The sequence below is a fragment of the Clostridium sp. ETTB3 genome (assembly GCF_053571985.1).
The window spans coordinates 265,601-288,572 of the sequence record NZ_CP199832.1 but is presented as its reverse complement, the minus strand read 5'-3'; the positions used below and the strand labels follow the sequence as shown (position 1 = coordinate 288,572).

The window sequence follows — 22,972 nt, the reverse complement described above, 5'->3', positions numbered from 1 at the left end:
ATCTCCCCCCTATAAATGTTTTATTTAAAATAAATTATTTACTAATACCATTATCATATTTTGTTGATATACTAGTGTTCCTTCTATAACATCTTTTAAATGCTTAATCATATCCTTCATTCCATTTAATATAAAAGGTAATGCTATTAATAAAAATATAATCCCAACAAGTATTTTTAATGGAGCTCCTATAATCATAACATTTAATCCAGAAATACTTCTTGATATTATCCCAGTTATTATATCTGTTACAATTAAAACTACTATAAGAGGCATTGCCATTTTTAACCCCATTATAAAATATTGAGTAAATATGTTTAAAATATATGTAAAATTATAATCTATAATAGAATACCCCACTGGAATTATCTTAAAACTATTTTGCATTGAATTTATTACTATATGATGTGCATCAATGCTAAAAAATACTACTAGACCTACAAAATATATTAAATTTTCCATTAAGGTAGCTTGTGATTGAGTGTTAGGGTCATATGTACTTGCCATAGATAATCCCATTTGTCCATCAATTAATTTCCCTACCATTTTTATAATATAAAAACAAATAGATACCATATAACCTAATACCAATCCATTTATAGTTTCCATTGTTCCATATATTATCAATTCATAAAAATTTTTAATTGTTACATTTATATCTAAATTAATTGCAATCATTGCCGATAATAATAATGAGAAACAAATTTTAAATAGTTTTGGTGTACCATTTGGAAAAATAATACCTGCTGCTAAAAAAAATGCTGTTATTCTGAAAAATACGTATATCATTTTTAATTAACTATAGTTGATATACTTTGGAATAATTCATTTGTAAGCATAACAAGTTTATTTAACATCCAAGGTCCACCTAAAACTAAAACTAATATTATTGCAATTAACTTTGGTACAAACGTTAAAGTTTGCTCTTGAATTTGTGTTGTTGCTTGAAAGATACTTATTATAAGCCCTACTACTAAAGATATAATTAATATTGGACCACCTACTGTAACCCCTGTAATCAATGCTTTTTTTACTATTGTCATTATTACTAATTCATTCATTTATAATGCTCCTATACCTTAAAACTTTCTATTAATGATTTAATTAATAAATTCCAGCCATCTACCATAACAAATAAAAGTAATTTAAATGGCAATGATATCATTGCTGGTGGAAGCATAAACATACCCATAGACATTAATGTACTTGAAACTACCAAATCTATTACTAAAAAAGGTATATATATTATAAATCCTATTTGGAATGCTGTTTTTAATTCACTTATTGCAAATGCAGGAACTATAATGCTTAATGGTAATTCTTCATCTTTAAGATTTGTTGTATCTATTGAAGAATTTTTTGCAAATAACTCTAAATCTGATTCTCTTGTTTGCTTAAGTAAAAATTCTGCTACTGGCTTCCTAAACTCATCATATGCCTCTTGCATTGTTATTTCCTGATTCATATAAGGCCTAATTGAATTTTCAGCAACTTTGTTCATAACAGGACTCATTATAAATAAAGTTATGCACATTGCTAATCCAACTAATATTTGATTTGGAATAGATTGCTGAGCCCCTAATGCAGATTTTATAAATGAAAATGTAATTATTACTCTTACAAAGCTAGTCATCATAAATATTATTGTTGGCAAAAACATAAGAGCAGTCATTAATAAAAACATCTGCATATTAGTTGTTAATTCCGAACCATTATCTAAAATCTGACTTAATATGTCCATCATCTTTTCCCTTTTTTCTTTGATATTTTATTTTTTAATACTTTATCACTTAGCATCTTTTTATTTAATATTTTGCTAAAATCTAAGTTATTTAAATAGCTTAAATCATTGTGTTGATTTTTCATTTCTATTATTTCATTTATTTCATCTTCATTTAACTTTTTGATTACTTGTGTATTATTATTTGATGTTACTATTATGCATCCTGTATTTCCAGATTTAATTACATATAAACATATATCTTTACTTAAATTAATTTTTTCTAATACCTTAACATAAGAGCCTGAACCTATTTTGCTCAGGCTCTTTTTGCTAAGTCTCAATGAAATAAATATTAATAGCACCACAACTGGAACTAACACAATTAAATTAATAATAAATTCTAAAAATGTATTATTCATTTATTTAATTTATTTCTCCTTTTGCTGAACTATTAATATATCAACTCTTCTATTAATAGCTCTATTTTCTTCCGTAGAATTATCTACTAAAGGCTTATATTCTCCATATCCTGTTGCTGAAAATCTAGTTGGGTCAAACCCCTTTGTTTCAATAAAGTACCTTAATACTGTTATTGCTCTTGCAGTTGATAACTCCCAGTTTGATTTATATGTACCAGAACTTATAGGAATATTATCTGTATGTCCCTGAACCATTATTTCATTACTTATTGAAGGAATCAAAGTGCTTATTATATCTAAAACTTTAATACTTTCAGGTTTTAAATCAGCCTTTCCTAAATCAAAAAGCACATTTTCACTTAATTGAAGTACAACTCCCGAATCTTCTTCTCTTACTTTAACAGAATCAGTTAATGCATTTTTATCTATTATTTCTTGTATTTTATCTACCAAAATACTATAAGGACTTTTTTCCCCTATACCTTGTTCTATATCTTCTAGTGAAATATCTGGAGTATTTTCAAGCTTCATTGGTATTCCTGTTATTTCTCCCTTTAATGCAGCTGCAATAAGTTGTAATCTTTCATTATCTGTAGTTGAAAATGAATAAAGCAGTATAAAAAATGTTAATAATAATGTTATTGTATCCGCATATGTGTCCATCCATGCATTGGTATTAATATCATCTGGTTTCTTTTTTTTACGTGCCATATTACTCTAACTAACTATCCTTGCTTGATTCTTTTTCATATTTTACTTTTTCTTTTTCGTTTAAGAAGCTTTTTAACTTTTCTTCTAAAACTCTTGTAGAATCACCATTTTTTATACTTAAAATACCAATTAACATCATTTCTCTATTTTCAACTTCTCTTTGCCCTTTATTTTCAAGGTTAAATCCTAATGGATTTAAAATTAAGTTTGCTAATAATGCACCATAGAAAGTAGTAATAAGTGCAGCTGCCATACCACTTGCTATATTATCTGGGTTATCAAGCTCTGCAAGCATTTGTATAAGACCTACAAGTGTACCTATCATACCAAATGCTGGAGCATATGAACCCCATGTTTTGTACATTTTTGCCCCTTTTGAATATCTTCCCTCAATTTCTGAAATATTATTATTTAAGATTTCAACTATTAAATCACCTTCAATACCATCTACCACTAATTCTAATCCAGTTTTCATAAAATCATCTTTTACTTGTTCAATATCAGCTTCTAATGCAAGCAATCCATCTTTTCTTGATTTAATTGAAATTTCTTTAAATTGATTTATTACATCAATTTTATTCATTGAAGGAGTTTTAAATAATCCCTTTGAAATTGTCCCCATCATCTTAACTTCATCAAGTGAAAAAGTAATAAGAAGTGCTGCATAAGAACCACCAATAGTAATTATTACTGATACTAAATCATAAAATCCTGCTAAGCCAACATTACCTTGTGATATTGCAAATACTATAAGACCTATCCCTAGCAACATCCCAATGGGCGTTAATATATCACTTCTTTTCATATTATTTACCTCTTAGTTTATCTCTTAAGATTTATTATTTCTTGTAATAATTCATCACTTGTTGTTATCATCTTACTAGCCGCTTGGAAAGCTCTTGTAGTTACTATCATATCTGTAAATTCTTCTGATAAATCTACATTTGACATTTCTAATGCACCTTGAGTAACAAGACCAATTCTAGCACCTGTTTTATCTTTAGTATTACTTGAAGCATTGTATACTGGTGTACCAGAGTTTGCTGAATCTAAGTAAATATTATTACCATTTGCTTCTAAACCACTTTGGTTCATGAAAGTTGCAACTTTTAATGTTTGTGTTGGTGCATCATCTGGATCTTTACCTCCCATTACCTTACTTCCATCTTCTAATACATAAGAAATTTGACCTTCTTTAGAAATGTTATAAGATACAACCCTCATTTTTGTTCCTTCTGCATTTTTTGCTTCTTCTGGAATAAATACTGCTTTATTATCAGTTGTTAATAAATAATATCCAGTAGCAGTTACCATTTTACCTTCTGAATCTACTGTAAAGGCTCCATCTCTTGTAAATCCTTCTGATGGTGAACCATCACCTTTTTTCCCAATTTGAACTACAAAAAATCCATCTCCATCAATTGCTATATCACTAGGAATTGCTGTTTGTTGTAATGAACCTTGTAACATATTTTTAGTTATTGAACTAACCTTCATACCTGCACCAACCTGTCCAGGGTTAACCCCCCCTAAAGAATTACCAGGTTGGCTGGCATATATTACAGTTTGATTTAATGTATCACTAAATCTTACACTTCCCTTTTTAAAAGCAGTTGTACTAGCATTAGCAACGTTGTTACCTACAACGTCCATCTTTGTTTGATTTGATTTCATTCCACTTATTCCCGAATACATTGACTTTAACATATGATTTATCTCTCCCTTAATTTTATTATTCTGTAATCTTTGTTAATGATGAATATGGTACTTCTTTTATTTCACCAGTATCTTTTAACTCTAACTCTAAATACACAACACCATCTTTAATTGATGCACTTTTCACCTTGCCATTAAAGTTTTCATAATCACCTTTTTCATTTGCTACAGATACTTCAACATTTTTTCCTATTGTTGATGATGCAGCATCAACAGCATTATTTACTAACATTGAATTTCCCAAATTAACTAAATAACTCATTGAATCATTTAATGACATCATTTGTTCTAATGTATTAAATTGTGCAAGTTGACTTATATATTCTGATGGGTCTTGACTATTAAAAGGATCTTGATTAGTCATTTGTGCTACTAACATTTTTAAAAACAAATTTTTATCAGTTTTAGTAGCAGAATCATATATATATGTTCCATTTTCAGTTTTTCCTATTGCTGAATTTGAAGCACTTCTCGTATTTATCTCCATATCTTCCTCCTATATTAATCTATTAATATTTGAATCAGTTTTTAATAAATCATTTTCTATAGAACTTTCATTTTCAACTTCAAACTTTACCGCTCTTCTTTGCTGTTTATTATTTCCTTTATTAAATTGCTGATTTAAATTTTGAGAAAAATCATCTCTATTTTCAGATTTCATTTCAACATTTACTTCATTAACATTAATATCTAAATTATTTAAATGATTTTTTATTTCAGCTACATTATCTTTTACCAACTTAAAGCTTTCTGAATTATGTAATGTAATAAACACTTTTTCTACATTATTTTCTTTAATTATTTTTATATGTAACTCTCCTAAATCTTTAGGATTCATTTTCACCTTTATTTCTTCTAAATTATTTACTTTTAAATAATTTATAGATTCAACAATATCATTTGCTATATATTCACTTCTAACAACATGAGGTTCTAAGTTTTCTGTTTTTACTTCTAAGTTAGCATTATTATTAGTCATAGCAATATTATTTAAAAAGTTAATTTCATTTTTACTATCATTAACTTTAATATTGTCTTTCATTGATAAAACCTTAAAATTGCTAATTGCCTCTAATTCACTAGCAAAATCTAAACTTTTTTCTACATTATTAGTAAATTCATCTTTACTATTTTGTAAGTTAAAATTACTTTCTACTAAATCAGTTAATTTGCTTTTAACTTCATTAAAATCAAAAGTTTTTTTAATAAAATCAATTTTATTTTGAATATTGTCTTTATTACTACTACTTTCCACAAAAGCAATTAAGTTATCCACAATTTCCTGTTGTTTATTCACATTGTTATTAACAATATTCATGTCCATCTGTGTATTATTTTTAAAATCAGCATTATCTTCTGTTATATCAAATTGTTGTTTTTCTTTATAACTTATATTATTAAAAATTCTATTAGCTAAAATTATTAAATTTTCATCAATCTTATTTAACTCATCTTCTTTATCATCTTCAACAAATTCAATTAATTCATCTTTTTCATAACTTTGGATAACATCTTTAATTTCAATATTTTTATCACTTTTAACTTCTTCATTTACTATTATATTTTCAGCTGTTTTAATATCTTCATTAAATTCAATATTTAATAAATCTTCAATATCCACTTTAACATTAGGAATATTTTCAGCTTCTATATTTTCCTCACCATTAAATTCCTCACTATTTATTAAATTATTTAATGACTTTAAAAAATTCCCTTCAGTTCCATTACCTTTAACTTCCACACTATTAGTTTTAAAATTTGATAGTGCTTGTAACATATTTATTTCCACTGTTTTCATTCTCCTAAGCATTTTCAGATTTATGTCTTAAAAATGAATACATTCCAAATTCATCATTTGTTGCTTGCTCTTTTAATTCTTCCTTTTTCTTATGTAAATTAAATTTATTTTCCTTTAATTTTTCTAAGGACTTCCTTTCAATTTGCTTATTTAACAAATCTACTCTAGCTTCATTTAACAGTTCTTCTTTTTTAAATAATTCATTACTTTTAATATTAATATTATTAGATAAAGAGTTTAAATAATTAAAAGTTATAATTCTAGAAATATGGTCTTCAACATCAATTTCATTTTCATACTTTTTATACATTTGTTTTAAATCATCAAGTTCTTTTTCTACTACCCTTTTTTCATTTTGGGCTTTAGAATATTTTATTTTACTTTCTTCTTCATTTTTTATTTTAATATCTAAAACCCTTTGCAGTCTAAACTTAAAATTTTCCACTTAATATTCTCCTATTTAAACATATTTTTCAAATTATTAATATTATCCTCAAATGAACTCTTTTCATTTACACCTTGCTTCAAGTAACTATTTACCTTGTCTATATATTCAATTGATTTATCAATTTTAATATTAGAACCTCTTTCATAAGCTCCAATATTAATTAAATCCTCTGCTTCTTTAAAGGTTGCAATTATATCTCTTGCTTGAGATGCAGCAGCTTTATGTTCAATTTCACAAATATCATTCATAAGACGACTAACACTATTTGAAATATCAATTGCAGGATAATGATTTTTATGAGCTAATTCTCTAGATAAAACTATATGTCCATCTAATATCCCCCTTACAGCATCAGCAATTGGCTCATTAAAATCATCACCATCAACAAGAACTGTATAAAAAGCAGTTATTGAACCTACATCAGAAAGCCCTGTTCTTTCCATAAGCCTTGGCAATTCAGCAAATACAGATGGGGTATATCCCTTTTGTGCTGGTGGCTCACCAATTGCAAGTCCAACTTCTCTTTGAGCCATTGCAAATCTAGTAACTGAATCCATCATCAATATTACCTTTTTGCCTTGATCTCTAAAATATTCTGCTATTGACGTTGCTGTTAATGCTCCTTTTAATCTTACTAATGGAGGTTTATCAGAAGTTGCACATACAACAACTGATTTTTTCATTCCTTCTGGCCCAAGATCTCTTTCAATAAAATCTAAAACCTCTCTTCCTCTTTCTCCAATAAGTGCTATAACATTAACATCTGCTTCTGCAGTTTTTGCTATCATTCCCAAAGTTGTACTTTTACCAACACCACTACCTGCAAATATTCCAACTCTTTGACCTTCTCCACAAGTAATAAATCCATCAATTGCCTTAATTCCCGTTGGCATTATATTTTTAATCCTCTTTCTTTTCATTGGGTCTGGTGGTTTATTAAACATACTATATCTTTCCCCACCAGTAACAACACTTTCATCTATTGGAGCTCCTAATGCATCAATTACTTTTCCTAATAATTCATCACTACATTTAACACTACAAGGATTCCCACTAGCTACAACTCTACAACCAGGTCCAATTCCAACTAATTCATTTAAGGGCATAAGAATTATTTCATTTTCCTTAAAACCTACAACTTCACAATCTATGGGATTATTGCTTTGATTATATATTGTGCATAATTCACCAACTGCTGCCTTTAATCCCTCAACTTCAATAGTAAGTCCTATAACTTTTTTAACTTTTCCTTCTGATATATATGGGGTTATATCATTTATTTTTTTAAGTGTTTTATTAAAATCTATAGAAATCATATTTCCTCCTATAGTAATTCTTCTTTAACTTTATCTAATACACTATCTATACCCACAATTAATTTTCCACTTTCAGTTTCAATAACTGCATTTCCTTCTTTAACTCCTAAATCAGGAATTATAAAAATCTTTTGAGATAAGTTATTTTTACTAATTTCTTCATCAATATTTTTTTGTAACTCTTCCTTATATAATGGGTTAACCTTTATAGCTAAATCCTTTTTTAAGTCATATTCAGCAATAATGTTATTTAACATAGCTTCCATTAATGTTACATCCTTAAACTTTTCCCTTAATACTTGTTCAGCTATTGATATAGAAATATTAATTATTGATTCTTTATTTTCTTTTATATAACTTTTTGCTTCATTTTTTATATTTAATAATGTGTTATAACCCTCTTGCTTTATTTCTTCACTTTCCTTAATAGCTTTTTCTATATTTTGTTCATAAGATTCTTTATATCCATCTTCATAACCATTTTTTAAACCTTGCTCATATCCTAATTCATAAGCTTTTTTTTCAATTACTTTTGAGTTTTCATTAGCTTCATTTAAAATTTCTTGTTTTTTAAGTTCAGTTTCTTCTATTACTCTTTTATATTCTTCTTTTGCTTCTAAAACTTTCTTTTCTAATTCTTCTTGTTCTTGAAATATTTTATCTGGCATATTAAAAAAATCATTAGAATAAGAGCTTCTTAAACTTAATTTACCTTTTATTTCTGTATTACTATTTCTTAAAACATTAGTTTTAAACAAGTATATCATCCTCCGAGCCCTTATTAATACTAATTACTCCTTCTTGCTCAAGCTTTCTTATAATCTTAACTATATTTCTCTTAGCTTCTTCAACTTGAGAAACTTTAAGTGCCCCAAGTAAGCTTATTTCTTCTCTTAAAGCTTGTGCTGCTCTGCTTGATTGATTTTTTAAAATAATACTTGAAATATTGTCATCTGCACCCTTAAGGGCAATAGCAACATCTTTTATATTTACTTCCTTTAATATCTTTTGAATTGACGTATCATCAATATTTTCAATATCTTCAAATGTAATCATGTTTGCCTTTAGTCTTTCAGCTAAAATATTATTCTTATCCTCTAAGAATTTAATAATGTTCTTTTCTGTTTTACCATCTACCTTTGTTAATATATCAAGCAAACTATCAAATCCATTTGATGAATCTATTTTATTATCTCCTGTAGCAAGTAATTTCTTTTCTAATGCATTATCTACTGCCTTTATTACAATTGGAGAAATATTAGATATTGTTCCAAGCTTTAATGCAACTTCTTGTTGTAACCCCTCATCTAAACTACATATTATTTGAGCTGATTTTTCAACTTGTATATTAGATAATATTATTGCAATTGTTTGTGCACTTTCACCTTGCAAACAAGCTAATATTTCATTTACCTCAGCTTTTCTCGCTGCCATAAATGATTGTGCTGATGTTTCATACTTTATTCCTTCCATTATCTTATTTGTTTTTGAAGCATCAAATGCACCTTGAAATAAAGATTTTGCATAATCTATTCCACCTTGCATTGCAAAATCCTTACTTTTTCTTGCCTCTAAAAACTCTCTCAATATCTTTCTTCTTTCCTCTGCTGTTACCTTATGTAAATTGGCAATTTCTACACCTATTTTTTGTACCTGCTTGTCTGATAAATTTTTAAGTATTTCAGAAGATAATTCAGTTCCCAAAGTCATAAGCAATACTGCTGCTTTTTTTGCACCACTTGTAACTCCTTCATTTATGTCACCTAAATCATAAGCATTTCCACTTTTTACACTGTTATTACTCACTTTTATCTCCTTTTTTTCTTATTCATTTAACCAAGTCTTTATTAATTCTGTAGTTTCATCTGTATTCTTTGAAACAATAAGCTTAATTTCATCCTCTAAGCTTATTTCACTTTCTTCCATAGCAATTTCTCTTTCTATTTTTGCTTCTTTTTCTTTTACTAATTTAGCTATTAAATCTTCTTGTGTTTCTTCAACTTCTTCAATTTCTTCTTTAGTTGATTTTTTCTTCATAAATAACAATACAGCTACAACTGCTATAATTGCTAATGCTATTCCACCTGTCATTAATCCATACTTTAAGAATCCTTCATTCTTTTGTGTTTTATTAGTATCATCATTATTTTTAAATATGCTTTGTCCATCTGTATTAAATGGCATTGCAACAACGCTTAATTGATCTCCTCTAGCATTATCTATACCTAATGCAGAAGAAACCATTTTTTCTACGTTATACATAACATCATCAGAAACTGTTCCATTTATAACAACAGCTGCTGTTAACTTCTTTATTTGTCCCCCACTTGAAACAGTTTTTGTTTCTGTTTTTCCAAGTTCATATTCTATTTTTTCTTCACTTGATGATGACTTATCATTATTTGGTGAAGAAGTAGTAGTCATATTATTATCTACTGGTGAACCTGTTGAATTTTCACTTAATGATGAATTTTGACTTCTACTTTCAGTTTTTATAACCTTATCTGGATTTATTACTAACTCATTTTTTTCAACTGTATCATAATCTAATACAGCATTTACCGTTACCTTTACCTTATCTTTTCCAAATACACCTTCAAGCATATCTAATATTGACTTTTGCAAATCACTGCTAACTTGCTTTTCTGCACTTCTAGAAGATATAGCTTCCTTATTATTTATTGAATTTCCATCTTCATCATAAATTCCTTCTGATAATAAATTCATCCTTTGATCTATAACTTCTACATTTTTCTTTGGTATATTGGTAGTTGAAGCTGATACTAATGACATTATTGATTTTATTTGACTTCTATCCAATTCTTGTCCAGGCTTTAAAGAAACATATACTGCTGCTTTTCCTTCTGTTGTTTCAGTACTAAAAACAGATTCTTTTCCTTGAGTTATATGTACTCTTGTATCTTCAACTTGTGGGAATGTTTTTATGGTTTTTTCAATTTCCCCTTGTATCATCCTAAGCTTCTTTATTTGAAATTCCTCATCTGTCATGGAAAGATTAGAACCTTCATCCATTAATTCAAATCCCTTTGAACCATTTGTTATTGTAGAAGCTAATTGTATTCTTAATTTATCCACCTGTTCTTTTGGAACGTAAATAGTATCTCCATCTATTTTTGTATCAACTCCAGCATCTTCAAGAGCTTTTATAACAGCAGCTGAGTCAGTAGATTCTAATCCTGAATAAAGCACACCATATTTATTTTGTTGCTTATAATTAACACCTAAAGCTATTGATGCTACTATTGCAACTACACCTATACAAATTGCTATTTTTTTGCTTTTATCTAAATTTTTAAATCCACCTATAATTTTTGTTAGAAACTCTTTAACCTTCTGCATCAATTTTACCTCTTAATTTATGCTCCTCTACTCCTATAATTGAAGCTTACTTATTTCTTGGTAAGCTTCAACAGTTTTATTTCTTACCTCTATTAATGCTTGTAAAGATAATACAGACTCCTGCATTGCAAGCATAACCTCATGCATTTCTACATCTTCCCCTTTAATTAATGATTCTATTTTATTATTTGCATTTACTTCAGAATCATTAACTTTGCTTATTGCATCACTTAACACATTTGAAAAACTTGTACCATTTGTTTTTTCTTCTGTTGTATTGCTTATATTTAAATTATTAAGTATTGAATTTGTACCTATTGATTGTATTGCCATTTTATCTCCTCACTTTATTTTCCTATTTCTAAAGCTTTTGAAATCATATTTTTTTGAGCATTTAATGTATCTACATTTGATTCATATGCCCTTGATGCAGATATTAAATCTGACATCTCAATTAATAAATCTACATTTGGATATTCTACATATCCATCTTCATTAGCATCTGCATGGGTAGGGTCATATTCTAATTTCATTTCTGATTTATCATTTTCTATAGATGTTACCTTTACCCCTAACATTCCAAGTTTATTATCATAGTTTTCAGAAAATATAGCAGTTTTTCTTACATATGCTCCACCTTGCTCTGTTCTTGTCGTTCTTGAATTTGCTATATTAGATGAAATTACATCTAATCTTAATCTTTCAGCACTTAATCCACTAGCACTTATTCTCATTCCACTAAATACGCTCATATTACTTACCTTCCTGTTATTACACTTTTAGCCATTGATAACTTTGAATTTGTTAAACTTATTAAGCCATTATACATTAAAGTATTTGCCGCTTGATTAACTTTTTCACTTTCTAAATCAACATTATTTCCATCAGTTCTAACGGCTCCAGAAGTATCAGTTTTAACTTCAATTTTCCCAGTTTTATTTACATTATTTAATGTTTCTTCAAATTTAACATATTTTCTTTTATAATTTGGCGTATTAATATTTGCAATATTATTTGCAATTGTTTTGCTTCTAAGCTGTGCTGCATTTAATCCACTTTTCATAAGATTATATGTTTGCATTTAATTTTCACTCCTTTATTTCCATTTAAACCAGTATTTAAAAGTATTATTTTACTAGAAAAAGTTTATTTGTATGTTTTTCCCTTTATTGTGCAAAATTAAAAATACTACTCTCCGAAGAGAGTAGTATTTTTAATTATCTATCTTAGGTAGAATAATTGCTAAAAAATAAAAAGTATACTTACTCTTCTGCAACTGGTTATTATAAATTAACTATAATTAGTTTCTATACCTTGCATTACTATTTTTAGATTTACCCTTATATATTATTTGCTATAATTATATACTGTAACAAGATTTTTTTCTATACTTTTCGACATTTTTTTATTTTTTTCTACACTTTTTCATTTCTTCATTTTCCATTTTTATTTATTTAATTAAAATTTTTTATATTTTTGCAAAAAAATAAAGACTACCATCAAATTTGACAATAATCTTAATTTATAATTTATATGTAAATATCAATAATTATTCCAGTGCTTATATTTCCATTTTTATTACTATAATTATAATTGCTTATACTTATATTATTTATTATATAATCACTATCTTCTAAATTTTTTTGAAGTTCACTTTCTTGAACTTTTATTTTTGTCTTATTACTTTCAATTTGTTGACTAAGTGCAATAAGCTCTGCCTTATATTGAGACATTTGACTTTTTGAATTACTTATTTTTTCTAATAATTCATTTATTCTATTAATTATTTTTTCTTCATCTTCTAAATAATTTTCTTTATCATTATTTATTTCTTCTATTTTACTTTGCTTTTCTTGAGATTGATTTTTTAAGTTATCAATTTTATTGCTTAATTGTCTTATTTTTATTTTTTGTTTAACTTCTTCTTTTTTTTCACTTTTAATAGCTTGCTCATATTCTTTTCTAGCATATTTTAAAGTATTTTCTATTTGACTAATCTTTTGTTCTTGAGCTTGTATTAAAGATATTTTATCTTGTATATTTCTTTGGTCACTATTTATAATACTTGCTTTTTTTCTTATAGTTTTATATATATCTTGATTTTTACTTTTTGTAATAGTAGTTTTTGAATCTTTATTATTTTCTTGTTCTAACTTTATATTTAAATATTGATTAACATTATTAGAAGAATTTATTTGACTTACCTTATCTTTAATTGTATTCTCAATTTTTATCATTTCATCCCCCTAAATTTAAATTATTATTTACCCATTATAATAAACATATGTGCAAGTGTATTTAAATTATTTTCCTTTAAATATTTATTTATTCTATTTTCTATAAAATTATCATGCTCTGTAACTACAGCATAACTTTGTATTAAGTTTACTACTTTTTCTTCATCCATTTCTTCTTTATAATGTCCACATATTCCTATTAAATTCATTTTTAATATTGCAAATTGAATAACTAACATTATATAAGCATCCATTATTGATTCTTCATTACATGGAAATAAAATTTTAAACATATAATATACTAAGTAATTTTCATATATATATTCATAATTTTCCATAAATTTTCTATAATGCTCATTTAATGCTTCTTCATAACATTCTTTTATTCTATTTAAATTTTCATTTGCTAATTGTAATGAATTTATTATATTTACAAAGTTAGTTTTATATCTTTTGCTATTTATATTTTTATTTATCATTTCAGAATATATATTCATTAAAAATTCTAATTGGGCATCAAACTTATCTTCTTTTATTAATTTTTCTAATAAGTTTTCATAAACACCATTTTCAATTGAAGCCTTATAATTTTCTATAAGGTTTATAACTTCTTCTTTATTATTGCATTGCTCATTTAATTTATTAATAAATAATCCTAAAATAGCTAATCTATTTTCAATAGTAAATCTTCTATCTTGAATTAAACCTATAGAAAATTCTCTTATTTCATTAAAGCATTTTTCATTTATTTTTTTACCTTTATTAGTATTTACAACTTTAATTGCATCCATTTCTTCTTTTATATCAACTATATCTAAATTAAATTCTATAGGATTTTTTCTTAATAAAATATTTCTTGCAACTTCTATACATGATACTGTAAGACATTTTTCTATAGTATTATCAACTAAATTATATACTCTTGGATATGTTCTACAAGTATAACACATATTTTGTGGTCCTAAATTTAAATAAATTTCACATAAACCATCTTTAGAAAACATTGGACATTTTTTATCTATTAAATTAATTTTTGCATAATGTCTATCATGTGTAGATTTTCTAACTCTATTTATATTATTATTTAATTTTTTTGAAAAATCACTTACTGGAAGTTTTTTATATTTATTATAAGTTTTTTTATCTATTGTAATTTTCCAACCCTTGCAACAATTATCTTCACATTTATTTCCTATACATTCAAAATCTTTATAATAATCTATACTTAAAACATTAAACTTTGTCATTTGTTATTCCTCCATTTTTTTATTTTTCCTTATTAATATATAACAACAAATCTTTTTTTATTTATTCTTATATATTAATAAAGGATAAAGCTTTTGCTTTATCCTTATATATTATTAAGATAATTATCTTAATAATTGCATTACACCTTCTGGTTGTGATTTAGCTTGAGACATCATTGCTTGTGCAGCTTGGTTTATTAAGTTTAACTTAGATAAGTTCATCATTTCTTCTGCAACATCAACATCTCTAATTCTTGATTCTGCTGCTGTTAAGTTTTCATTTGAAGTTGTTAAATTAGAAGCTGTTGTTTCTAATCTATTTTGCATAGCACCAAGGTTTGCTCTTGAAGTGTTAACTCTTTCTAAAGCTTTATCTAAGCTCTTTATCATATCATTTGCAGCTGTAGTTCCCTTAGTTCCTTCTTTAGCCATTTTAGTAATTGTATCACCATCTAATCCTAATGATTTCGTGCTAACATTTTCTATTTTAACTTTTAATGTTTGTGAATCTGAAGTATTTGCTCCTACTTGTAAACTAATTTCTTTTCCTGATATTTGTTTTTCAGTTTCTTTTATAGTTCCTATTTTTAAACCTGCTGTTGTAGTATTTTGCTCTATATCTGCTTCAACAGTAAGTTTAATACTCTTCCCATTTGAATCAGTTATTGTTATTGTAGATCCCTTGCTTATTTTACCATTATCATCTAAACCATCAGCTGCTATTCCATATTTAGGATTACCATCTAAAGTTATAGTTGCTGATGGGTTATTATTTTTAGCTTCTGTTTTTATTTTTAGTTCTGTACCAACAAAATCATCAAAATCAAATCCATCTTGAATTTCTATATTAGATATTTTTCCTGCAACTTTTTCAACATCATGTCCATTTTCAACTCTTACTGTATTTGTTCCATTTAATAAATCTTTTCCATTAAATTGAGTTGATTCTGCAATTCTATCAATTTCCTCATGTAATTGAGTTAATTCTTCACTTATCTTAGCTCTATCAGAACCAGTGTTTGTTTCATTTGCACCTTGAACTGCTAATTCTCTCATTCTTTGAACAATGTTTCCAACTTCTTCAATTGCACCTTCTGCAGTTTGAACTACTGAAATACCATCTTGAGTGTTTTGAGATGCTTGGTCTAAACCTCTAATTTGGCTTCTCATTTTTTCAGATATAGCTAATCCTGTAGCATTATCTGCTGCCTTGTTGATTTTTAATCCTGAAGATAATTTCTCCATTGAGCTTCCAGCTAAAGCTGTGTTTTTAGTTGCACTGTTTAATGCTGTCATAGCATTTAAGTTAGTATTAATTCTCATTTGTTTACTCTCCTTAGTTTTTCTTATTTGACATCCTTGTCTTTTTGGCTTTTTTGCCTTACATATTTATATATCGGTTAATAAATTTAATACTTTATACTTTTTTTAAAAAATATTAAAATTATTTTTATTTATAATAACTTTTATTATTTTAATAACTGTATTACAGCTTCTGGTTGAGATTTTGCTTGCACCATTATTGCTTGATTTGCTTGAATTATTAAATTTATTTTTGATAAATTCATTATTTCTTTTGCAACATCTACATCTCTAATTCTTGATTCTATTGAAGTTAAGTTTTCATTCATAGTATTTAAGTTAGATGAAGCTGTTTGCAATCTATTTTGCATTGCACCAAGGTTCCCCCTTGAAACATTAACTCTTTCTAAAGCATCATCTAAATTATCTATCATTTTTGTAGCAGCTTCTGTTCCTTTACTGCCTTCTTTTTTCATATTTGATATATCAGCTTTGCTTATTTCCAATGATTCTGTGCTCATGTTATCTATTTTAACTTTTAATGTTTGAGAGCTATCTGAATTTGCTCCAATTTGCAACTTAATTTCTTTTCCCTTTATTTCTTTTTCTTTAAGTGCTACATTTATCATTTTAACTTGAGTTGCAATATTTAAATCTATTTCTTGTTTAACAGCAAATTTAATATATTTTCCATTTGAATCATTTATAGTTATTGTAGCACCAGGTTGTACTTTTTGATTAACCATATTATCTACAGAAACCTTATAATTAATATTTTTTCCAGGCTCAAAACTAATCTCACCTTGTTTATGACTTACAAAGCCTAATCCTCCAAGGTCTAAATCACTAAAATCAAATCCCCTTTGAACTTGTATTTTAGAAATTTGATCATTCATTGCTGCACCTTTTGTAATAGTATATTGCTTTTCAATTCTTATCACAGTTTGTCCATTTAATAAGTCTTTTTCATTAAATTGAGTTGAGTTTGATATTCTATCAATTTCTTCATGTAACTCATTTAATTCTATTACTATTTTTTCTCTATCTTCTCCAGAATTACTTTCATTTGCACATTGAACAGATAATTCTCTCATTCTTTGAACTATATTTCCAACTTCCTCAATAGTCCCTTCTGCTGTTTGAAGCATTAAAATACCATCTTGTGCATTTTGTTCTGCTTGATTTAACCCTCTTATTTGACTTCTCATCTTTTCAGATATAGCTAATCCAGCTGCATCATCTGCAGCTTTATTAATGCTTAACCCTGAAATTAATTTTTTCATTGAATTTCCAGATGAAGAAACATTTTTATTAGAGTTTTTTATTGCCTTCATGGCATTTAAGTTTGTGTTAATCCTCATTTTTATACTTTTCCTAAGTTATTATTTGACATCCTTGTCTTTTGTTTATGATTTTAACCTTTTATACTTTTCTTGAAAAAATATTTAAGTTGTTTTTATTCATATTAGCATAAGCAGTATTAACAGTTTTGTTTAATTTATATTCACTTAATTCTTTTCTCACTGATAGTATTTGAGATTTTAATTTTATTTTTATTTTTTCATCATACTCATAAATTTTTTCAGTATTATAAGCTTCTTTAAAAGATTTTAATTCCTCATCTTTTAAATTATTAATTAATTCTTGCCTTTTATTTAACTCAATAGCTAATTTTTTTTCATCAACTTCTTTTGCACTAACTATTTCTAAAATTTTTTCTGATATGCTTTTATATAAATTTATCATAAATATTTTCCTTAACTACTCATACTATTTATTAAGTAATTCATTTGAGAATTTAAAGTATTCATACTAGATTCTAATGATGCAAATTTTGCATATAATTCTTCTTGTCTTTCTTGCATCTTAGCTTTTAATTCTTTTATACGTTCTTCTTGTTTTTTAATTTGCTCAGAAAAAAGGTTATTTGCTGCTGTTGATGTTTTTTCTATACCTGCTTTTTTAGCAAATACACTACCAGAGCTTCCTGCATAATTATAAGTTACTTTTTTTATTTTTTCTAAACCAGCTGTTGTTGCTTTATAAACTAATTCTCCATTTTCTTTTAATGCTTTGCTAAATTTTTCTTCATCTAAAGAAAGTTGCCCTGGCTTGTTATAATCTGAAACAGAATTTATTCCTATATCGCTTAAGCTTATGCCTAATCCTTCTAATTCACCATAAACTGCACCTTTCATATCTTCAATAAATTTTCTTAATTCATTATCATTTCTTAAAACTCCAGCTTTTGCTTTCTTTTCCCAATTTTCAATTTCCTTTTCGCTCATTTCTTCTTTTTGAGCTTCTGTTAAAGGTGGATAATCTGAATTTTTCTTTTGAGTAACTAAATCATAAACATTATCCATCATAGAATTATATTCATCTATAAATGCTTTCATTTTATCTACTGTAGATTTTGTGTCTTGTGTTGAAGTTATTGATGCAGTTTCACCAACATTAGTTCCATGTAAATTATATGTAATTCCATCTAAAGTAAAAGTATTACTATCATTTTCCATGTTTTGTCTAATAATATTTCCAAAGCTATCTTTAACATTAACTAAAGAGTTTTGCCCATTTGCACTTGCTTCAATTCCTAAAGCATCTAATGGATTTTTTCCTCTTACTTCAACATAACTACCATTATCTTCTTTAACTAAAGATACTATATCAATTTTGCTATCAGCACCAGTTGTTTTAGCTTCTATGCTAAATTTTCCTGTCATTTCACTAAATGTAGCCTTTACTTCACCATTACAACTTTCATTTATTTTCTTTACTAGGGTTTCTATAGTATCATCTTTTTCTATAGTTATTTCTTTAGTGCCTTTTTTTACTGTTATTTCTTTATTTTCATCATTAGGATCTTTTGTTTTTTCTTCTCCATAATTTATTTTAAAAGTAGCTCCCTCTTCTAAACCTAAATCTGATAATTTAGTTGATTTTGTTAATCCTTCAACATTACTGCTTAATTTAGGTGCTGTAGCAAGTTGAGTTACTTCAAATTTATAATTAACTTCACTTGCCCCTGCACTAGCACTTGCTGTAATAACACTGCTATTTGAGCTATTTATAGTTATACTTGAAAAAACTTTACTGCTTAAAATATAATCTGATGATGTTGCACTAAAATATTTATCATATAATCCTTTAACATCTTTTATTACATCTCTATAAATTTCTTGTTGCCATACTTGTGTTTGCTTTTTTTGTTCTGCTTTATCAACTTTGCTTTGCTCACCAGTAATCATATTTGTTACCATTTCATCAATATCCATACCAGTTGCTAAACCTGTTATTCTATTAGAATTAATTGTATTCATTTAATCACCCCTTATAATCCTTTTGATTTTTTACTTACCTCATACCAAGTATCTCTTACATTTTCAATAAGAGGTAAAATTTCATCAATAATCTCTACATCTTTTTTAATATTTGCTTCTATTAACCTTGATTTTATGTATTCATAAACTTTATATAAATCTTCATATACTTGTCCAGCACTTTTATCCAAAGTTACCATAAGTTCTGTGAAAATATCTTGAACTCTTACTAATTCATTATGTGCTCTTGTTATATCTTTTTTTTCAATTGCTAATCTTGCAATTTTAGTATATTTAACTGCACCATCAACAAGCATTAAAAGCAATTGTTGCTTTGATGCCATTTTTACACTATTTTGCTTGTATGCATTATATGGATTTGAGCTTGCCATTTTGTATTCCTCCTACTTAAATTCCTTTAAAATATCTAAATTTCCGCTTATTGCTTCTTTATTTTCTTCTTTTACTCTTTCAAAAACTTCTTTTCTAAGTATAGTAATATCCCTAGGTGCTGAAATTGCTAACCTTACGCTACCATCTTCAACTTTAACTATTTTAATTTCTATATCATCACCAATTAATAATGATTCATCTTTTCTTCTAGTAATAACTAACATATATTAATCTCTCCTTATTAAAGGATGTTTAGTTTTATATTCACTATTTTGCATTATAAATTGCTTTGCTAAATTATTTTTTACATTTATGATTAAAGGTGCTTGTAAATTCATTGTGCTACTTTTCAAGTCTTTACCAAGAGTTATTATACTTAAAACAAGCACCTCTTCTGAACTTTTTATTTCTAGTTCTTTTATAATTTCATCTGTTAAATCAAATCCATAATCACTATAAACTTCAAAAGGACTAATAGTAACAAAACTAACTTCTCCATTCTTTGCTTCTAATATTTTGAATTTATCATTATCCTTTAAACTTTTTATAGTAAAATCATTAATATTATCAAAACCTGGTATACCTTTCTTAAATATTACATCCATATTATTATTCCCCTATCTTAAATAATCTAATATAGTATTATTAAATATTTTTGCTGTAACTTGTAAACTTGCAGTATAAACCATTTCTGCTGATTTATATTTAATAAATGCATCTGCAACATCAACATCTTGAATATTTGAAAGAACACCTTTCATTTCTATTTTATTTTCTTCATTTGTATTTTTTATAGTTTGAATTGTATTGCTTCTTGCCCCAACTACAGAACGTTGATTTAAAATATCACTTAAATATGAATCTAATTTTTTTGATAGTTCACCAAGCTTTTCAAAATCAGCAGTATCTCCTTTTAAAGCATCTGATACTTCTTCAAATATATCAAAAGCATCACCAGAATTGCTTACTTCATTTATATTTAAGTTATAATTAAAATTTATTCCATTTGATACACTTACATTTAAGTTATCGCTTAATCCTTTATTAGGTTTTCCTTCATCATTAGTATTTCTAAAAACTAATGATACTGTTCCATCATTTTCATCAACATTTACTTTTACAGGTGGCTCATCTGTTATACTTCCACCAAATATATACTTTCCACCATAGCTAGTGTTAAAAGCTTCTCCTATTTGCTTTATTTTTTCATTAACTTCTGAAGAAACTGCCTTCATTTCATCTTTGCCAAAAGTACCACTTATAGAAGTTAAAAGTGTTTTTATTTCACTACTAAGTGTTCCTACTTTATCTAATGCATTATCTGTCATATCTAACCATCCATTAACTTCATCAACATTAGAATTATATCTTTCTATATCTGATATTTCATTATTTAAGTTCATTATTTTTACAGCCTTAAGTGGGTCATCAGATACTTTATTTACTTGATTTCCTGTGCTTATTTGGTTATTTATTTTGTTCATTCCTTGAAGATTTTTTTGAACATCTTTTAAATAACTATTCATCATATTATTGCTAGTTACCCTCATTTACTTTATCCTCCGTTTATTTAACTGCTTTATTTGATGCTAATATTTTATATATACTAACTCATTTACCTTATCTAACTAATTTATTTCTTTTATTTAATTGCTTTATTATTTGGTATTAACAATTTATAATTATTAACTCAATTTATCTTATCTAACTAATCCATTTACAACTACATCTAATAATGAATCTATTGTTGACATTACTTTTGCATTTGCACTATATGTATGTTGAAGCTGTACTAAGCTTATCATTTCTTCATCTAATGAAACTCCAGACACACTACTTCTTGAACTATCTATGTTTTCTAAAAGCTTACTTTGATTGCTTTCATCTCTTATAACTGCTGCAGATGATTGTCCTAAATCTTGTATCATACTATTATAAAAAGTATTTATAGTCATATCTTTTCCATTAATATTTATTTTTTCTGATTTTAATTCATAAACTTTAAGAGCTATATCTGCTGTAACATTAATTTTTTCTGGTTCTTGTAACATTTCTGGATTTATAGAAATAAGTTCTCCATCTTTCGCTTTAAATATCTCTTGTCCTGCTGCCTTGTTTACATTACTTGTAATAGTATTTGATAATTGTTTTAAACCCTCTTTGTATTTGTTTATTTCTTGCTTCATGGAAAGTGTTCCTTCTAACTCACCAGAAATTTTAACTCCTGATTTTGTTAAATCATCTAAAGTAACTTTTCCATTTGCATCATAAGCTTTTTTTAATGTAGCTTTTACATCTTTATCATTTATATTTAATTTAAAGCTTAAATTATCTAATAATTGGTCTCTTTGATCTAAAAAATCATTAGGACTTTTTCCTGAACCTTGAATTATTTTTATATTTTTTTCAAGCTTATCAAGTTGTGAAAGCATTGAGTTTACTTCATCCATTATATATTCTGATTGTTTATCTAAACCTTCTTCTAAACTTTCTAATCTCTTAAAGGCACTATTAATACTATTAGATAAGTATTTTCCATTTTCTATTACAACACTTTTTACACCAGAACTTTGTGGGTCTTTTGATAATTCACTCCAACTATTAAAAAAGCTATTTAATGAAGAAGATATTGCAGTATCTGATGGTTCATTAAATATGCCTTCTATATTTTTAAAGTATTCATATTTTACACTTGTGCTTCCATATTGATGACTTTCACTTCTATATTGATAGTCATAAAATGAATTTCTTATTCTTGTTACATTATCTATTTGTGCACCTGTTCCTATTTGCCCTGCACCAAAGTTACTATTTTTTCCTGGCATACTATAAGGACTGCTTGCACTTTGATTTACTCTTTGTCTTGAATATCCTGGTGTATTTATATTACTTATATTATGTGAAGTTGTTTGTATTGCAACTTGACTTACATTCATTCCTGATTTTGCTGTATTAAGGGTTGATAATAATCCTGACATA

The 22,972-nt window shown here is 26.6% G+C and carries 28 protein-coding genes; all 28 read right to left on the bottom strand.

The genetic code is table 11. The annotated features are described in order from the left end of the window. Positions 1-24: 24 nt before the first annotated feature. A complete protein-coding gene (locus ACUN06_RS01495) occupies positions 25-789 on the bottom strand; it encodes a flagellar biosynthetic protein FliR (protein WP_449389991.1) in 765 nt (254 codons plus the stop codon). Positions 790-791: 2 nt separating this feature from the next. Further along, on the bottom strand, positions 792-1,061 hold the full coding sequence (fliQ, locus tag ACUN06_RS01490) for a flagellar biosynthesis protein FliQ (protein WP_291732746.1): 270 nt from the start codon (positions 1,059-1,061) through the stop codon (positions 792-794). An 11-nt stretch (positions 1,062-1,072) separates the two neighbouring features. Next, on the bottom strand, positions 1,073-1,744 hold the full coding sequence (gene fliP, locus ACUN06_RS01485) for a flagellar type III secretion system pore protein FliP (RefSeq protein WP_291732748.1): 672 nt from the start codon (positions 1,742-1,744) through the stop codon (positions 1,073-1,075). Then, positions 1,741-2,142 (bottom strand): flagellar biosynthetic protein FliO, encoded by a 402-nt coding sequence (locus ACUN06_RS01480; protein WP_294125552.1) that lies wholly within the window; start codon positions 2,140-2,142, stop codon positions 1,741-1,743. The genes fliP and ACUN06_RS01480 overlap by 4 nt, the downstream gene beginning before the upstream one ends. Before the next feature lie 9 nt (positions 2,143-2,151). Beyond that, positions 2,152-2,853 carry an OmpA/MotB family protein gene (locus tag ACUN06_RS01475; RefSeq protein WP_291732751.1) on the bottom strand — a complete coding sequence of 234 codons (702 nt, stop codon included), beginning with the start codon at positions 2,851-2,853 and terminating at the stop codon, positions 2,152-2,154. 10 nt (positions 2,854-2,863) lie between these two features. Then, positions 2,864-3,658, bottom strand: coding sequence for a motility protein A (locus ACUN06_RS01470; RefSeq protein WP_294382922.1), 795 nt, complete (start codon positions 3,656-3,658; stop codon positions 2,864-2,866). Positions 3,659-3,675: 17 nt separating this feature from the next. Beyond that, positions 3,676-4,560, bottom strand: coding sequence for a flagellar hook-basal body complex protein (locus ACUN06_RS01465; protein ID WP_291732755.1), 885 nt, complete (start codon positions 4,558-4,560; stop codon positions 3,676-3,678). Between the two features lie 25 nt (positions 4,561-4,585). After that, complete coding sequence (locus ACUN06_RS01460) at positions 4,586-5,056, bottom strand: flagellar hook assembly protein FlgD (protein ID WP_291732757.1); 471 nt, start codon at positions 5,054-5,056, stop codon at positions 4,586-4,588. Between the two features lie 9 nt (positions 5,057-5,065). Next, the gene (locus ACUN06_RS01455; RefSeq protein WP_449389990.1) at positions 5,066-6,358 is read right to left on the bottom strand and encodes a flagellar hook-length control protein FliK; all 1,293 of its coding nucleotides are present in this window, start codon (positions 6,356-6,358) and stop codon (positions 5,066-5,068) included. A gap of 13 nt (positions 6,359-6,371) precedes the next feature. Further along, positions 6,372-6,812, bottom strand: coding sequence for a flagellar export protein FliJ (gene fliJ / locus ACUN06_RS01450; protein WP_449389989.1), 441 nt, complete (start codon positions 6,810-6,812; stop codon positions 6,372-6,374). A gap of 11 nt (positions 6,813-6,823) precedes the next feature. After that, positions 6,824-8,131 carry a flagellar protein export ATPase FliI gene (gene fliI / locus ACUN06_RS01445; protein ID WP_291732765.1) on the bottom strand — a complete coding sequence of 436 codons (1,308 nt, stop codon included), beginning with the start codon at positions 8,129-8,131 and terminating at the stop codon, positions 6,824-6,826. Between the two features lie 8 nt (positions 8,132-8,139). Continuing rightward, on the bottom strand, positions 8,140-8,889 hold the full coding sequence (locus ACUN06_RS01440) for a FliH/SctL family protein (protein WP_449389988.1): 750 nt from the start codon (positions 8,887-8,889) through the stop codon (positions 8,140-8,142). Then, positions 8,882-9,937, bottom strand: coding sequence for a flagellar motor switch protein FliG (gene fliG / locus ACUN06_RS01435; RefSeq protein ID WP_291732769.1), 1,056 nt, complete (start codon positions 9,935-9,937; stop codon positions 8,882-8,884). The genes ACUN06_RS01440 and fliG overlap by 8 nt, the downstream gene beginning before the upstream one ends. 18 nt (positions 9,938-9,955) lie before the next feature. Next, positions 9,956-11,491 (bottom strand): flagellar basal-body MS-ring/collar protein FliF, encoded by a 1,536-nt coding sequence (fliF, locus tag ACUN06_RS01430; RefSeq protein ID WP_294125566.1) that lies wholly within the window; start codon positions 11,489-11,491, stop codon positions 9,956-9,958. Between the two features lie 33 nt (positions 11,492-11,524). Next, positions 11,525-11,824, bottom strand: coding sequence for a flagellar hook-basal body complex protein FliE (gene fliE / locus ACUN06_RS01425; protein ID WP_291732774.1), 300 nt, complete (start codon positions 11,822-11,824; stop codon positions 11,525-11,527). Between the two features lie 14 nt (positions 11,825-11,838). Next, a complete protein-coding gene (gene flgC, locus ACUN06_RS01420; RefSeq protein ID WP_291732776.1) occupies positions 11,839-12,243 on the bottom strand; it encodes a flagellar basal body rod protein FlgC in 405 nt (134 codons plus the stop codon). 5 nt (positions 12,244-12,248) lie between these two features. Beyond that, on the bottom strand, positions 12,249-12,572 hold the full coding sequence (locus ACUN06_RS01415; protein ID WP_294125571.1) for a flagellar basal body protein: 324 nt from the start codon (positions 12,570-12,572) through the stop codon (positions 12,249-12,251). Positions 12,573-13,020: 448 nt separating this feature from the next. Beyond that, a complete protein-coding gene (locus ACUN06_RS01410) occupies positions 13,021-13,728 on the bottom strand; it encodes a hypothetical protein (protein WP_303188598.1) in 708 nt (235 codons plus the stop codon). Between the two features lie 23 nt (positions 13,729-13,751). Beyond that, positions 13,752-14,975: a flagellin lysine-N-methylase gene (fliB, locus tag ACUN06_RS01405; RefSeq protein WP_449389987.1), complete on the bottom strand. Its 1,224-nt coding sequence runs from the start codon at positions 14,973-14,975 to the stop codon at positions 13,752-13,754. 123 nt (positions 14,976-15,098) lie between these two features. Next, a complete protein-coding gene (gene flgL, locus ACUN06_RS01400) occupies positions 15,099-16,298 on the bottom strand; it encodes a flagellar hook-associated protein FlgL (protein WP_449389986.1) in 1,200 nt (399 codons plus the stop codon). Between the two features lie 146 nt (positions 16,299-16,444). Continuing rightward, on the bottom strand, positions 16,445-17,638 hold the full coding sequence (locus ACUN06_RS01395; protein WP_449389985.1) for a flagellin N-terminal helical domain-containing protein: 1,194 nt from the start codon (positions 17,636-17,638) through the stop codon (positions 16,445-16,447). A gap of 61 nt (positions 17,639-17,699) precedes the next feature. After that, positions 17,700-18,023, bottom strand: a complete 324-nt coding sequence (locus ACUN06_RS01390) for a flagellar protein FliT (RefSeq protein WP_291734121.1) — start codon at positions 18,021-18,023, stop codon at positions 17,700-17,702. An 11-nt stretch (positions 18,024-18,034) separates the two neighbouring features. Continuing rightward, positions 18,035-19,600, bottom strand: a complete 1,566-nt coding sequence (gene fliD, locus ACUN06_RS01385; RefSeq protein WP_449389984.1) for a flagellar filament capping protein FliD — start codon at positions 19,598-19,600, stop codon at positions 18,035-18,037. Positions 19,601-19,611: 11 nt separating this feature from the next. Then, positions 19,612-19,992 (bottom strand): flagellar export chaperone FliS, encoded by a 381-nt coding sequence (gene fliS, locus ACUN06_RS01380; RefSeq protein ID WP_449389982.1) that lies wholly within the window; start codon positions 19,990-19,992, stop codon positions 19,612-19,614. 12 nt (positions 19,993-20,004) lie between these two features. Then, a complete protein-coding gene (csrA, locus tag ACUN06_RS01375; protein ID WP_294162729.1) occupies positions 20,005-20,217 on the bottom strand; it encodes a carbon storage regulator CsrA in 213 nt (70 codons plus the stop codon). Positions 20,218-20,220: 3 nt separating this feature from the next. Then, entirely contained in the window at positions 20,221-20,598 is a 378-nt protein-coding gene (fliW, locus tag ACUN06_RS01370; protein ID WP_294368056.1) for a flagellar assembly protein FliW, read from the bottom strand. Between the two features lie 12 nt (positions 20,599-20,610). Further along, positions 20,611-21,543 carry a flagellar hook-associated protein FlgL gene (gene flgL, locus ACUN06_RS01365; protein WP_294368054.1) on the bottom strand — a complete coding sequence of 311 codons (933 nt, stop codon included), beginning with the start codon at positions 21,541-21,543 and terminating at the stop codon, positions 20,611-20,613. A gap of 150 nt (positions 21,544-21,693) precedes the next feature. After that, positions 21,694-22,971, bottom strand: a complete 1,278-nt coding sequence (flgK, locus tag ACUN06_RS01360) for a flagellar hook-associated protein FlgK (RefSeq protein WP_449389981.1) — start codon at positions 22,969-22,971, stop codon at positions 21,694-21,696. Position 22,972: the final 1 nt, after the last annotated feature.